We start from the raw sequence: 14,178 nt of genomic DNA, 5'->3' as shown, positions 1-14,178 counted from the left end.
AGTCTGTCGCGCGGCCTCGCGCAACGGCGAGGGCCGGGCAATGCCCATGCGCCAAACACGCATGCCGCTTTCCCGGTCCCGGCGCCTTTATCGCTCAGGCTCGCAAGAGGCGACACCCGCTTTGGGATGGCAAACGCCCGGCTCAGCCAGGCGGCCGGCAAGCCAATCCAAAGGCATAATGAAGCGACAATGCCAAGCCTTCGGCATGGCCTGCGGACGAAAGAAGAAAGCGCTTACTTGAGCAACATCAAGATAAACGAGGACAGCGACTCTGAGACAAAAAGCCTTGCCCCTTGTTTTTACAGGAAAAAATAGCGTCACAGGATTGAAACCGAAAACCCTGTGGATAACTTTGTTGATAAAACTGTGCAAATATGCTCTCAAGCCAAGCGCCAAGCCGTTTTGAGCTGAAAGCCGCCCTGGATAAGAAAACAATCAAGTTATTGATTTTATTGATTTTTTTAGAGATATCAAACGCTACGCAAGCCAAGTTGCAACTCGCTTTAGCTGAAAATATTTTCCACCCACCGCTGTGGATCACTTGACAATCATGTTTTTTACCGCACCTCAGAACGACGTCATCAGCGTCTCCTCCCTCAACCGCATGGCGCGCGATCTGCTGGAAAGCGGACTGCCGCCGATGTGGATAGGCGGCGAAATTTCCAACCTCACCCTGGCCGCGTCCGGGCACGCCTATTTCTCCCTGAAAGACGGCGGCGCCCAAGTGCGCTGCGTGATGTTCCGCGGCAAAGTGTCGCAACTGCCCTTCCGCCCGGCGGAAGGCATGCAGGTGGAGCTCAAGGGCACCGTCACCCTGTACGAGGCCCGCGGCGACTTCCAGATCAACGTCGACCAGATGCGCTCCGCCGGCCTGGGCCGTTTGTACGAGGCCTTTGAAAAACTCAAGGCCAAGCTGCAGGCGGAAGGCTTGTTCAACCCGGCGAGCAAACGTCCGCTGCCGGCCCACCCCGCCGCCATCGGCATCGTCACCTCGCCCGCCGCCGCCGCGCTGCGCGACGTGGTCAGCACGCTGCGCCGGCGCATGCCCTCCATCCCGCTGATTCTCTACCCGGCCCAGGTGCAGGGCGAAGGCTCGGCCCAGCAAGTGGCCGACGCCATCCGCCGCGCCGGCGAACGGCGCGAGGTGGACGTGCTCATCGTCTGCCGCGGCGGCGGCAGCATCGAGGACTTGTGGTCGTTCAACGAGGAAATCGTCGCCCGCGCGGTGGCCGCCAGCCCCATTCCCACCGTCAGCGGCGTCGGCCACGAAACCGACTTCACCATCTGCGACTTCGTCGCCGACAAACGCGCGCCCACGCCCACCGCCGCCGCGGAACTGGTGTCCCCCAGCCGCGAGCACCTGAACGCTCAGCTCGAAACCGCCAAGCGCGGCCTGGAGCGCGCGCTCGGCCGCCTGCTGACCGACAAATCCCAGCAGCTGGACTATCTGGCGCGCCGGCTGGCCCACCCGGGCGAAAAGCTGCAACGCCAACGCGAAGCGCTGCAGCGCCAGCAAGAGCGGCTGCAACGCCGGCTGGGCAGCCTGTTCGAACAACGGCGTTGGGCGCTGCAACTGGCGGACAGCAAGCTGCAGCGCCGTCGGCCGGACCTGGCCCAAACCGCGCAAACGCTGGACCGGCTGCAAACCCGGCTGCAACGCGCGCGTCGGGATCTGCTCAACCGGCAGGCCCAGAAACTGGACACCCTGGCGGCCACCCTGCTGGCGCTCAATCCGGAAGCGGTGCTGGCCCGCGGCTACGCCATCGTGCAAAAACAGGACGGCACCGCGGTCAAATCCCCGGCGGAACTGCGCGACCGCGAACGCGTCAGCCTACGCCTGGCCGAGGGCAGCACCGAGGCCGTGATCGACCATCCGCAAGGCGCGCAACCCAGCTTGTTCTGACGCCGCCGGCGCCCGCGCAGGCCGGCGCCGGCGGAAAGCCGCACGTCCCCATTGCCGCTTCCGATCAGAAATATCCAAGAGGACGCTCAGCCAGCGCCAGCATGGCGTCCTCCCACTGCCCGGTGTGCGCATAGCAGACCATTGCCATGCCGGGCCGGCAACGCCGGCGCCGGGCTTAAAGCTTCAAGCGCCATCCTCTCCCCCAATCAATGCTGCGCCGGACATGACCAAAGTCTCGCAGGCCCAAGCAATTTATGCGCTTGGACTCAAGCTATGCTAGCATCCGGCCCCTTGCGCGGCCCGCGCCCGCAACCATCCCCCCTCCAGCCACCGCCAGGGAAGCCCCATGTCGCCAGTACACAAATGGGAAATCACCGTCGCCGCCGGCGGCTACTATCCCGATCTCGCTCATCATTTCTTCGGCAACGACATCGATCTGGGCTACGAGAACGACCACATCGGCATGCAGTTCTACGCCTATTCGCGCCACATCGACGAACTGGACGACCCCGATCACGTATCCGAACGCCTCTACAGCCTGCAACTGCTGCTCAACGGCGCCTTGCGCGCCGCCGCCGGCTGCGTGAGCAGCATGCCCATCCAGTTTCTGGGCTTCAGCGCTTATGAGAACGGCTGCAGCTATCCCGTCAGCGCGCACCGGATCGAAGAAGACCCGTTCAGCCGCAACCCCAGGATCGACCAGATCCACACCCGTTACGAAGATCCGCGCCAGCGCTACCCGTCCTACCTGCTCTACCTGGCCAAGCGCGACCCCTGTCTGCGCGATCTGCTCTTCCTGCTGGGCCTGATTTCCACCAACACCACGCTGGAAAAAGTGCTGGCCTGGAGCACGCTGTACAAGATACTGGACAGCGTCAAACACTACGCCAAGGAGATCGACGCCGGCATCGACGCCTTCGCGGATCCGGAACAGCTCAGCCTGTTCACCGCCGCCTGCAACAACACCAGCATCCTGGGCATCTACGCCCGCCACGGCGCGTCGGAAAACCCGCCGCCCAAGCGCGCGCTCACCAATATCGACGACGCCAGCGCGCTGATCGCGGGCATGACCGCCCGCTTCTGCCGTTGCTATATCGCCGCCAAATATCCCTGAGCCGCGCAAGCCGCGCGCCATGCCCACCGCCCGCGGCCGCAGGTGCGCGACGACGCCGATCCCCATGAGGAGATCGCTTACCAGATCCACCTGAACAACGTGTCGGTCAGCGCTGACATCCCGCCCAATGAACCACGGTCTATTCCGCTGATTGAAAACGGCAAGGGCATCGCCACCTTCGCCGGCCTGCTGCCCGGCGGCACATGGTCGGTGGCCGTAGCTGGCGGCGAGCGGCCTAAACCGCTGCAAGAAGGCATGACCGTCACCATCGCCGGCACCAATGTCGCCACCGGCAAGCCCTTCCACATTCCGGCGGTCTTCGAGACCAAGGAAACCGGCGATCCCGCCGAGTTCGTGGAGCGGCGCGTGCTGCGGGAACGGTAAGCGGAACGGCCGGCTGTCCGCCGGCCGCCCTTGACGTCTCTTTGCGGACGACAGCCCAAGCTGCCGTCCGCAACGGTTTCCAAAGCGCTTACTTGACTTGCAGCAGGTCCGCCAGATGCACGTCCACGCCGCCGGCCGCGCCCACCGCGTTGACGTGATCGAAATAATCGTACCAGCCGCTGGCGCGGATGCCGGCCAGCATCCCCTCACAGGCCTCTTGGTCAGGCAGGCTCCACACGCCCAGGAAGCGATAGGGCGCCGCCTGATCGGCGTCGGCCGCGATCTGGCTCAAGGTCAGCAGTTGAATGCCCAGGCCGGGCAGCGCCTCGATATTGCTTTTGACCTGATCCAGGAAGTCGGTGCGGTGCAAAAAACTCAAGGCCAGCCAAGCCGGCTTCGGGCTGTACAATTCCACCAGATAATGCGCCATAGAAAATCTCCGTGAGTGTGAACGGCCTAAGAACCGGTTTACGATCTGCTGCGCGTCGTGGAGCCTTACACGGCGAGCACACCTTCGAAATGCTCATGTACCACGTGTACATTCCGCTTTCTCAGCCGTTTTCGCCTTGCCTCGCCTTGCCTCGCCTTAGCTCGCGAGATCGTAAACAGGTTCTAAGCCGCGGCCTGCTGATTAAGCCGCGCGCCGCTTCGCCTGTCATTGCATCTTATTGCCAGCTGAAAAACTTTAATGTTATAAAAAGCATCCGCCCGCTCCCATTGAAATTTACAGGAGCGGCGTTCAGCCACCGCGGCCACGGCCGCGCCAGCCAATTCCCCCAACAAGAGCATTCCGCGCGCCCCTCCCTGCCTGGCAGCAGCCGGGCGCCAGCGGCATTGCCACCGCAGGACAAAGATCCATCATGCAGTGTAGACACGCCCTATTGCTGTCGCTGGCCGCCTTGAGCGCGAGCCTGGCGGCGGCGCCTCTGCCTTCTTACGACTTCGCCGTCAAAGACCCTTGGGAGACGCGCGCCAAGCCGTCGATGAAGGCGAAGGACAAAACCGATAAAGCGCTCAAGTACAAGGGCGCGGTGCAATTGAAGAACCTGGACGCCGGTCCGGATTTCTCGGTCAAGGCCGAAATACGCAGCCCCAGCCTGCTGGAGCGGCGGCAAAGAGAGCAAATGCAGCATTGCGTCGGCGTCAACCCGCCGCCGGGCTGCCCCGGCTTCAACCCGCTGCCGCGCTGCTTCGGCCAGAGCGACTGCGGGCAGCACGCGCCGCCGCCGGCCCATCCGCTCAGCGGCCCCACGCGGCAGCAAGCCGGCGATTACTCGCTGAGCGGCAGCTGGCTGCCGCGTTAAGACGCAAAAAAGCCCGCTCCAAAAGAGCGGGCTGACAAGACGGCGGCGCGCGCTCAGCGAGCGTTCTGCGCCAGCCGCGCCACTTCCTCGGCGCTGCGCTTGTTGTAGCCCAACAGATAATAGGCCACCACCAGGAAGGCCAGCCAACCCGGGCCGATGATCAAGGCGATGCGGGTATCCGGGAAATAGGCCATCAAGCCCACCACCAGGATCAGGAAGCCCATGGCGATGTAGGAGCCATACGGCCATAACGGCATCTTGTAGGCCAGCGCCGCCAGCTGCTCGCGGCTCAAGGTGCGGCGGAAGCGCAGCTGGGCCAGCAGGATGATCACCCAGGTCCAGATCGCGCCGAAGGTGGAGATCGCGGTCAGCCAGGTGAACACTTCCTTGGGCGCCAGATAGTTGAGCAGCACGCCCACCAACAGCGCGAACACCGACATCAGCAAGGCGAACACCGGCACGCCCTGACGCGACACTTTGGCGAAGATGGGCAGCGCCTGCTGTTGCTGGGCCAGGTTGTACAACATGCGGCCGGTGCTGAAAATGCCGCTATTGCACGAGGACAGCGCGGCGGTGAGCACCACGAAGTTGATGATGCCGGCGGCGGCGGGGATGCCCAACTGCTCGAAAGTGAGCACGAAGGGGCTGCCGCGGGTGCCCAGCTCGTTCCACGGGTAAATCGCCAGGATGACGAACAGCGCGCCGATGTAGAAAATCAGGATGCGCCAGAACACCGAATCCACGGCGCGGGCCAGCGCTTTCTTCGGGTTCTTGGCTTCGCCGGCGGTCAGGCCCAGCATTTCCACGCCCAGGTAGGCGAACATCACCATTTGCAGCGACATCAGCACGCCGCCAAAGCCGTTGGGCATGAAGCCGCCGTGGCTCCACAGATTGGAGATGCCGGTGGCCACGCCGCCGTGTCCCAGGCCGAACACGATCATGCCCAGGCCGCCGATGATCATCAGCACGATGGTGACGATCTTGATCAGCGCGAACCAGAACTCGAATTCGCCATAAGCCTTGACCGCGATGAAGTTGACGCCGCCCATGGCCACCAGCGCGGCCAGCGCCCAGTACCAGGCCGGAATGTCCGGGAACCAGATGCCCATATAGACGCCGACGGCGGTGATTTCCGCCATGCAGGTCACCAGCCACAGAAACCAGTAATTCCAGCCGGTCAGGTAGCCGGCCAAGGGGCCGAGGTAATCCAGCGCGTAGCGGCTGAATGAGCCGGCCACCGGATTGTGGATGGCCATTTCGCCCAGCGCGCGCATGATGAGGAAGATGGCGAAACCGCCCAGGGCGTAAGCCAGCATGATGGCGGGGCCGGCCATCTTGATGGCGGTGGCCGATCCCAGAAACAGGCCGACGCCGATGGTGGCGCCCAAGGCCATGAGGTTGATATGCCGCTCTTCCAAACCCCGGTGCAGGGTGTCTTGAGCAGGTTGCATAGTTGCTCCTTTAACTGTCTTTGTATTGCGTAAGGGTTGTGGCCTTGGCGCTTAAGGCCTGTTCAAAGCGTCGCGTGCAAGAGCGAGACAAGGCGGAAACGGCTGAGAAAGCGGACGGCGCACAAGGCACATCGGCGTTTCGCAGCGGTACTCGCCGCGCCGGCTTTCACGAAGCGCAGCAAACTTTGAACAGGTAAACGGCAGCGCCGCCGCCGGTGCTATGGCTTTGGATTGTCGTTATGGCCCATAACACATGGGGGTCGAGATTACCTCAAGACCCTTGTCATGTCATGTTTCAGAATATACATGCGCGCAAAAGGCATAAACGCGACGCTTTGTGATCAAGCGTCCCCGCTTAATGCCATAAGGATTTAACGCAAGCCCCGCCGCCGTTTCCGCCGCCGGCATCCGGCGGCCCGGCCCAAGCCGACAGGTGCTATCAATAAAGCGTTGAATCGGTTTATCGAGCCGGGAGCATGCACCCATGCGGCACCACAGCATCAGCCTGAAGCTCAACCTGGCCTTCATGCTCATCATGTCCGCCCTGCTGGCGGCCTTCGGCGCGCTGGACTATTGGCGCACCCAACAGGAATTGCGTCAGGAACTGGACGGAGAAATCGCCGCGATCAGCGCGCGGCTGGCGGCGAATATGGCCGGACCCATGTGGAATTTCGACAGCGCCCAAGGCTTGCGGGTGCTGGAGGCGGAGATGGGCAAACACGCGCTCCGCGGCGTGTTCGTCCGCGACGCCAACGGCGTTCCCTTCGCCGGCTACCGCCGCGAGGCCGACGGCTCGCTGCTGCGCGGCGCCGCGCCGGCGCCGGACGCGGACCTGACGCGCGAACGCGCCGTGGTCTTTCACGACGGCGCGACCGCGCGCGTCGTCGGCAAGCTGAGCCTGCAAGTGTCCACGGAAGAAATCCGCGAGAAACTGCGCGCGGTGCTGTGGCGGGTGACGGCGGAAATCCTGCTGCTGGACCTGGTCACCGTCCTGGTGCTGTCCCTGCTGGTGCGCCGCCTGCTACACCGGCCCATCCGCGAGGTGAGCCAGGCGCTGCACGCCATCGCCGACGGCGATCTGACCGCGCCGCCGCGCTACGCCAGCCAGGACGAACTGGGCGATCTGGCCGAATCCACTCGCCGGCTGGTCGCCAAGCTGGCCGGCATTCTGGCGCATATCGACGCTTTTTCCTCGGACCTGGCCAACGCCGCGCGCCAGATCAGCCAGGCGGTGGACACCCTGAGCCAGCAAGCGTCGGAGCAGGCCAACAACATCGACAAGAACAGCGCCAGCCTGGAACAGATTTCCGCCTTCGTGTGGAAGAACCGGGACGACGCCCGCACCACGGATCAGATGGCCAGCGACAGCAGCAGGCACGCGGCGGCCGGCGGCCAGGCGGTGGACGAGACCATCGCCGCGATGTGGGACATCGCCAACAAGGTGCTGATCATCGACGACATCGCCTACCAGACCAATCTGCTGGCGCTGAACGCGGCGATCGAGGCGGCGCGCGCCGGCGAACACGGCCGCGGCTTCGCAGTGGTGGCCGGCGAAGTGCGCAAGCTGGCGGCGCGCAGCCAGCAGGCGGCCAAGGAAATCAGCCAGCTGACGCAAAGCAGCGTGCGCCGCGCCGAACACGCGGGCGAACTGTTCAATCAGATGTTGCCGACGATACAGAGCACCGCCAGCTTCGTGCAGGAAATCAATCAGTCCTCCAACCAGCAAGCGCAGCGGGTGGAACAGATCAATCAGGGCGTCAGCGAAATCAGCCGTTCCATGCAGGCCAACGCCGCGGCGTCGGAACAGCTGACCGCCACCGCGCGCGGCATGAGCGAGCAGGCGGTGGAGCTGGCGCAGACCATAGGCTATTTCAAATACTGAGCCGCGCCGTGAAAAAGCCGCCGGGCTGAGGCGCGGCGGCTTAACGGACGGCAGCGGGACTCACACCGCCTTGAGCTTGCCCTTGGCCGGGCGCGCGTCCGGCTTGGCCTCCGCGCCGGCTTCGCGCTCCCAGCTTTCCTTGTAGGCGCGGCCGTAATAGCTGTCCAACAGCAGCTGCTTCAGTTCGCTGATCAAGGGATAGCGCGGGTTGGCGCCGGTGCACTGGTCGTCAAAGGCGGCTTCCGCCAGCAAGTCCACCTTGGCCAGGAAATCCGCCTCGGCCACGCCGGCGGCCTGGATGGACGCCGGAATGTCCAGCGTGCGCTTGAGCTCGTCCACCCACTCGATCAACTTCTCCACCCGCTCGTGGTCGCGGCTGGCTTCCAGGCCCAGATGGCGGGCGATTTCAGCGTAGCGCGCCACGCTCTTGGGCCGGTCGTACTGGCTGAAGGCGGTCTGCTTGGTCGGCACATCGGCCGCGTTGTAGCGGATCACATTGCTGATCAAGAGCGCGTTGGCCAGACCGTGGGCCAGGCCGAACTCGGCGCCTATCTTGTGCGCCATCGAGTGGCAGACGCCGAGGAAGGCGTTGGCGAAGGCGATGCCGGCGATGGTGGCGGCATTGTGCACCTGCTCGCGCGCCTTGGGGTCTCCGGCGCCGTTGCGGTAGGCGGACGGCAGATAGTCCTTGAGCATCTTCAAGGCCTGCAAGGCCTGAGGGTCGGAATACTCGTTGGCCATCACCGAGGCGTAGGCCTCCAGCGCGTGGGTCACCGCGTCGATGCCGCCGAAGGCGGTCAGCGACTTGGGCATATTCATCACCAGATTGGCGTCGACAATGGCCATGTTCGGCGTCAGCTCATAGTCGGCGATCGGGTATTTGACCCCGGTGTTCTCGTCGGTGACCACGGCGAACGGCGTCACTTCCGAACCGGTGCCGGAGGTGGTGGGCACGGCCACCAACTCCGCCTTGCGCCCCAGTTTGGGGAACTGGTAGATCCGTTTGCGGATGTCCATGAAGCGCAGCGCCAGGTCTTCGAAATGCACTTCCGGGTGTTCGTACATCACCCAGATGATCTTGGCCGCGTCCATCGGCGAACCGCCGCCCAAGGCCATGATCACGTCCGGCTTGAAGGCGTGGGCCAGGTCCGCGCCCTTGCGCACCACCGCCAGCGTGGGATCGGCCGGCACCTCGAAGAACACTTCCACCTCCAGGCCCATTTTCTTCAGCAGGCGGATGGGCTCGTCGACGAAGCCGTTGTCGAACAGATACTGGCCGGTGACGATCAGACAGCGGCGTTTGCCGGACAGATCCTCCAAGGCCACCGGCAGGCAGCCGCGGCGGAAGTAAATCGACTTGGGCAGCTTATGCCACAACATGTTCTCCGCCCTCTTGGCCACGGTCTTCTTGTTGATCAGGTGTTTGGGCCCGACGTTCTCCGAGATCGAGTTGCCGCCCCAGGAGCCGCAGCCCAGCGTCAACGACGGCGCCAGGCTGAAGTTGTAGAGGTCGCCGATGCCGCCTTGGGACGACGGCGTGTTGATCAGGATGCGCGCGGTCTTCATCTTGTCGCCGAAGTAGCGGATGCGCTCGCCTTGCAGATCCTGGTCGGTGTACAGCGCCGAGGTGTGGCCGATGCCGCCCATCGCCACCAGCGCCGCGGCCTTGTCGCAGGCGTCGATGAAATCGCCGGCGCGGTACATCGCCAGCGTCGGCGACAGCTTTTCATGCGCAAAGGCCTCGGCGGCGGACACATCGCTGACCTCGCCGATCAGCACCTTGGTGGCCGGCGGCGCTTCGATGCCGGCCATCGCGGCGATCTTGGCCGCGCTCTGGCCGACGATGGCGGCGTTGAGGCTGCCGTCCTGCAGAATCACCTTGCGCACCGCCTCCGCTTCGCGCTTGGACAGGATGTAGCCGCCGTGCTTGGCGAAGCGCTCGCGCACCGCCTCGTAGATTTCATCGACGATGATGACGGACTGCTCGGACGCGCAGACCACGCCGTTGTCGAAAGTCTTGGACATCAGGATGGAGGCGACGGCGCGCTTGATGTCGGCGGTCTCGTCTATCACCGCCGGGGTGTTGCCGGCGCCCACGCCGATGGCGGGCTTGCCGGAAGAATAGGCGGCGCGCACCATGCCCGGCCCGCCGGTGGCCAGGATCAGATTGAGGTCGGGGTGGTGCATCAGCTGATTGGACAGCGCCACCGAGGGCTCGTCTATCCAGCCTATGATGTCCGGCGGCGCGCCGGCCGCCACCGCCGCCTGCAACACCAGCCGCGCCGCCTCGCAAGTGGAACGCTTGGCGCGCGGGTGCGGCGAGAAAATGATGCCGTTGCGCGTTTTCAAGGAGATCAACGCCTTGAAGATGGCGGTGGAGGTGGGATTGGTGGTGGGCACGATGCCGCAGATCAGGCCGATGGGCTCGGCGATGGTGATGGTGCCGAAGGTGTCGTCCTCGGCCAGCACGCCGCAGGTTTTATCGTCCTTGTACTTGTTGTAGATGTATTCGGAGGCGAAGTGGTTTTTGATCACCTTGTCCTCCAGCACGCCCATGCCGGTTTCCGCCACCGCCATCTTGGCCAGCGGTATCCGCGCGTCCGCGGCGGCCAGCGCCGCGGAGCGGAAGATGTGGTCCACCTGCTCCTGGCTGAAGCCGGCAAACGCGGCCTGCGCCTTTTTCACCCGCGCCACCAGCGCGTCCAGTTCCAGTTCATTGCCAACGGTCATTTCAAGTCTCCCAAACAGTTAAACCTGTCGCAGCGAGAGAATGACTAATTAGTGACATTTTACTTTCATTTATGAAAATAAAATCTAGACAATAATATTGTCCATTCACCGCCCATTCTCATCGCTTCAAAACTTTTTTGTAGCAAGCGCATTACAGCGATACGCTTTCAACACCGAAAAACCCTGTCGCCCGCAAACGCGAAACCATAGCGGCGGCATCAATAAGTCCATGCTAAGCGAAAAAACGATATTCGTTTTTGCGCATTGCCAAACAAATACGGATTAAGCGGAGAAAAAATGTCACAACCGGAATCATGAAGGGAAAAGCGCGCGCATCGGCTGTAACGGCGACGCTACCGCGCCGACGCCGCGCAAATAGAATGGCCGCCTATCGGCGGCCATGGGCGAAGCGGAAATGCGGCGCGCCGCTATTTCATGAAACTGTATTTGAAGAACTGGCCGGCGCGGCTCATTTCGCGGATCTTGGCCGGATCGGTCTCGCCGTTCAGATTGGTGATCACCAGCTTGCCGTAGCCTTGCTTCAGATCGTTGCGGAAGTCGTAGAACGCGCCCAGCACCGCCAGCTTGCCCGCCTCCACCTCGCCGGCGTAGGTCATGATCGCGGTTTCCACCTGATTGTTGACGTTCAGCAGCGCGCCGTTGGTGGGGTCTATGCCCTTGGGAATGTCGATGGTGGACAGCTCTTTGCGGATTGCCGGCTCCAGCCCGCCATAGTCGCCGGAGGCGGCCTTGATCGCGCCGCAGGCGGCATGGCCGATGATGATCAGCAAGGGGGTATGCAAATGTCTCACCCCGTATTCGACCGAACCCTCGGCGGTGGCCAATTGATTGCCGATGTCCCGCACCATGAACAGATCGTTGACCGCGTCGCCATGGAAGGCATTGGTTTGCACCCGGGAATCCGAGCAAGTCACCACGGTGGCGCGCGGGCTCTGATGCTCGGCGAAGCGCTCAAAATAAGCTTTGTCGTGCGCCTTCATATAGCGGGCGTTGGCTTCGACTATGGTCTCCACCACGCCGCGCACTTGCTGGGCCTCGGAGGCCAAATGCGCGCCGGCGTGCGCGTCGCCGTGCTCGGCAGCAACCGCCTTGCGCTTGGGCTTGACCACGCGGCGCTTTTTCACCGGCGCGTGCACTTCCGGACTGGGTTCGCTCAAATTCTTGGCCGCCGGCGGCGGCGCCATCTTCACCGCCGGTTCCATTTTCTCCGGCGGTTTGGCCTCGGCGTGTTTGGCTTCAGCGGGCTTGGCCTCCGCCGGTTTGGCTTCCGCGTGCTTCGCCTCCGGCTTGACCTCCGCTTTGGCCTCCGCCTTGGCGGCGGGCTTGGCCTCGGTCTTGTGTTCCGCCGCCGGCGCGGCCGGCTTGGCCGGCTCCGCCTTGTGGGCTTCCGGCGCCGCCGGCTTCAACTTCAGCGGCAGCTTGATCACCGTCTTGGGCTGAGACCCTTCGGCCGGCGCCGCCTCCTCCGCCCAAGCCTGGGCCGTCAACAACAAGAGACAAAGCGCCAGTCGGCGCTTGCGTCCAAGCATCCCCATTTACCACTCCTTATTGTCATCTTGGCGGTCATTATATTTATGCAATATCGGCTATGTTTGATAAAACTGAAAGACGATATTAATTGACCGGTAATTAGCCCAAAAAAATGACAATAAGTTAAATTAACGCCATTCAACATGCAAACGGCGCCGACGGCTCAGCTGCTTTGTATCCAGTACTCGACAATGCGGCCATCCGCCACCCGGTAGCAGGCGCTGCCGATCTGGCGCAGCGGCTCGCCGCTGGGCGGGCGGCCGTCCAGGCCGGCCAGGTCATGTCCCAACTGGGTCCAGCGCGCGTAAGCCTTGTCTCCGTCCACCAGCAATTCGTCCACCCTCAGTTCAAAGGCGCCGTAGTCGCGTAGGAAGTCCCGCACATGGGCGGCATAGTCGGCCGGGCTGCGCTCCAGCGTATGCGGCGACTCCGCCACCAATTGATGCGCCAATACCTTGGGCGCCAGATAATCGCCGGCCGCGTCCGGATTGCGTCCGGAACGCACCTCCTTCAAAAACCCCGTCACTACCGCTCTGGTATCCTGCATTTTCGTTTCTCCTCGATTCGACATCACGGTCAATGAAACACCCGTCGGTTCCGCGCGCAATCCACCGGATTGGCGCACTGCCGCCCTCCGTTCGACGCCGCGCACCTCGCCCGCTCCAGCGCCTCCGTTTCATCGCGCAACGCCCGCCGCGTGTGAGCTTGCATGCCCTGCCACCACAAACGGCCCAACCGCCCCCAGAATCGACTCCACGCCCCCCAGGCTCCCAATGCCATGATGCGCTCCAATTGTTCTGCTATTGATCACGCAAGCATGCTAATCTACATGCGCATACAATAAAATCCGTGAAATATCCACACACTGTTCTGAAATGAAAACAAACCACCCTCCCTCTCCGGATGCTCTGCTGGCCTTCGACGCGCTGGCCCGCCACGGCAGCTTCACCGCGGCGGCCGACGCGCTCGGCTGCGCCAAAAGCCGCGTCAGCCAATTGGTCAAGCAACTGGAGCTGGAGCTGGGCGCGGTGCTGGTGCTGCGCAATACCCGGCGCGTGGCGCTGACCGAGGCCGGCCAGCGGCTGGCCGTGCACGCGCGCCAGCTGCGCGAGATGCTGGACCGGGTGCGCGGCGATGTCGGCAATGTGCAGGATTGCGTGGAAGGGCCGCTGGTGATCAGCTCCGCGTCCGCCTTCGCCCAGTTCCTGCTGGTCCCCATCCTGTCCGAGCTGTCCAATCAATACCCGGGGCTGGAGATGCAGCTGCAAGTGGAGAACCGGCTGCAAGACCCGGTGGCGGAAGGGCTGGATTTTTGCGTGCGCACGCGCAATGTCTACGACGACGGACTGGTGGCCAAACCGCTGGGCTTCATGCGCGAAACCGTCTACGCCTCGCCCGGCTACCTGGCCCAGGCGCCCAGGCTGGAACACCCGGAAGACCTGTGCCTGCACCGCGTGCTCTACGATTCCAGCAAGGCGCCCAGCGAGGCGGTGGAATGGGCGCTGGAGAAGGACGGCGTCTATGTGCGCATGCCGGTGCGGCCGGTGCTCAGCTGCAATCAGTATTCGCCGCTGGTGTCCGGCGCGGTGGCCGGCTGCGGACTGGCGCTGCTGCCCCACTACGTGGCCAGCAGCTTTCTCGCCACCGGCCAGTTAGTGCCGGTGCTGCCGGGCTGGAGCCACGATTGCTGGCCGGCCTTCCTGGTCTACCCTTACCGTCACCCGCTGCCGCGCAAGAACGAGATCTTCGTCCAGCACGTGGTGCCGCGGCTGCGCGCGCTGCTGGCGGCGGAACCGCAAACGGCTTGATCCAGGCCAAGACGCGCGGCGCCTCCCCTGGGCTATGCTGGCGCGCGACCC

Annotated in this window: 13 protein-coding genes; 7 read left to right on the top strand and 6 right to left on the bottom strand. The window is 63.5% G+C overall.

Features of this window, described 5'->3' with window-relative positions; translation table 11 throughout:
• Window positions 1-87: 87 nt before the first annotated feature.
• Window positions 88-372 (bottom strand): hypothetical protein, encoded by a 285-nt coding sequence (locus AB1Z25_RS03465; protein ID WP_486636567.1) that lies wholly within the window; start codon window positions 370-372, stop codon window positions 88-90.
• Between the two features lie 2 nt (window positions 373-374).
• Between AB1Z25_RS03465 and AB1Z25_RS03460 the strand changes: the two genes are divergently transcribed.
• From AB1Z25_RS03460 to AB1Z25_RS03445, 4 genes are all read left to right on the top strand, one after another.
• Window positions 375-545: a hypothetical protein gene (locus AB1Z25_RS03460; RefSeq protein WP_158274226.1), complete on the top strand. Its 171-nt coding sequence runs from the start codon at window positions 375-377 to the stop codon at window positions 543-545.
• Window positions 546-550: 5 nt separating this feature from the next.
• Window positions 551-1,903: an exodeoxyribonuclease VII large subunit gene (gene xseA, locus AB1Z25_RS03455; protein WP_253313831.1), complete on the top strand. Its 1,353-nt coding sequence runs from the start codon at window positions 551-553 to the stop codon at window positions 1,901-1,903.
• Between the two features lie 346 nt (window positions 1,904-2,249).
• Window positions 2,250-3,017, top strand: a complete 768-nt coding sequence (locus AB1Z25_RS03450; RefSeq protein WP_227107023.1) for a hypothetical protein — start codon at window positions 2,250-2,252, stop codon at window positions 3,015-3,017.
• A 42-nt stretch (window positions 3,018-3,059) separates the two neighbouring features.
• Window positions 3,060-3,401, top strand: a complete 342-nt coding sequence (locus AB1Z25_RS03445) for a hypothetical protein (protein ID WP_486636566.1) — start codon at window positions 3,060-3,062, stop codon at window positions 3,399-3,401.
• An 88-nt stretch (window positions 3,402-3,489) separates the two neighbouring features.
• Here AB1Z25_RS03445 and AB1Z25_RS03440 read toward each other — a convergent pair whose 3' ends face one another.
• Window positions 3,490-3,831 (bottom strand): DUF6616 family protein, encoded by a 342-nt coding sequence (locus AB1Z25_RS03440; RefSeq protein ID WP_227107020.1) that lies wholly within the window; start codon window positions 3,829-3,831, stop codon window positions 3,490-3,492.
• Between the two features lie 430 nt (window positions 3,832-4,261).
• Between AB1Z25_RS03440 and AB1Z25_RS03435 the strand changes: the two genes are divergently transcribed.
• Window positions 4,262-4,705 (top strand): hypothetical protein, encoded by a 444-nt coding sequence (locus AB1Z25_RS03435; RefSeq protein WP_227107018.1) that lies wholly within the window; start codon window positions 4,262-4,264, stop codon window positions 4,703-4,705.
• Between the two features lie 53 nt (window positions 4,706-4,758).
• On the opposite strand, the gene AB1Z25_RS03430 is transcribed toward AB1Z25_RS03435, so the two are convergent.
• On the bottom strand, window positions 4,759-6,156 hold the full coding sequence (locus tag AB1Z25_RS03430; protein ID WP_227107016.1) for an amino acid permease: 1,398 nt from the start codon (window positions 6,154-6,156) through the stop codon (window positions 4,759-4,761).
• Window positions 6,157-6,640: 484 nt separating this feature from the next.
• On the opposite strand from AB1Z25_RS03430, the gene AB1Z25_RS03425 reads away from it, so the two are divergent.
• Window positions 6,641-8,038, top strand: coding sequence for a methyl-accepting chemotaxis protein (locus tag AB1Z25_RS03425; protein WP_486636565.1), 1,398 nt, complete (start codon window positions 6,641-6,643; stop codon window positions 8,036-8,038).
• A 60-nt stretch (window positions 8,039-8,098) separates the two neighbouring features.
• On the opposite strand, the gene adhE is transcribed toward AB1Z25_RS03425, so the two are convergent.
• From adhE to AB1Z25_RS03410, 3 genes are all read right to left on the bottom strand, one after another.
• Complete coding sequence (adhE, locus tag AB1Z25_RS03420; protein WP_227107012.1) at window positions 8,099-10,768, bottom strand: bifunctional acetaldehyde-CoA/alcohol dehydrogenase; 2,670 nt, start codon at window positions 10,766-10,768, stop codon at window positions 8,099-8,101.
• 428 nt (window positions 10,769-11,196) lie between these two features.
• Window positions 11,197-12,324: a carbonic anhydrase gene (locus AB1Z25_RS03415; protein ID WP_486636564.1), complete on the bottom strand. Its 1,128-nt coding sequence runs from the start codon at window positions 12,322-12,324 to the stop codon at window positions 11,197-11,199.
• Window positions 12,325-12,482: 158 nt separating this feature from the next.
• Window positions 12,483-12,866: an ester cyclase gene (locus AB1Z25_RS03410; RefSeq protein WP_235084320.1), complete on the bottom strand. Its 384-nt coding sequence runs from the start codon at window positions 12,864-12,866 to the stop codon at window positions 12,483-12,485.
• Window positions 12,867-13,194: 328 nt separating this feature from the next.
• On the opposite strand from AB1Z25_RS03410, the gene AB1Z25_RS03405 reads away from it, so the two are divergent.
• Entirely contained in the window at window positions 13,195-14,127 is a 933-nt protein-coding gene (locus AB1Z25_RS03405; RefSeq protein ID WP_253313828.1) for a LysR family transcriptional regulator, read from the top strand.
• Window positions 14,128-14,178 lie beyond the last annotated feature (51 nt).

It is taken from the genome of Chromobacterium sp. HL1, from assembly GCF_057418835.1.
The sequence above is the reverse complement of the archived record's forward strand: the minus strand, read 5'-3'. Positions and strand labels throughout refer to the sequence as shown.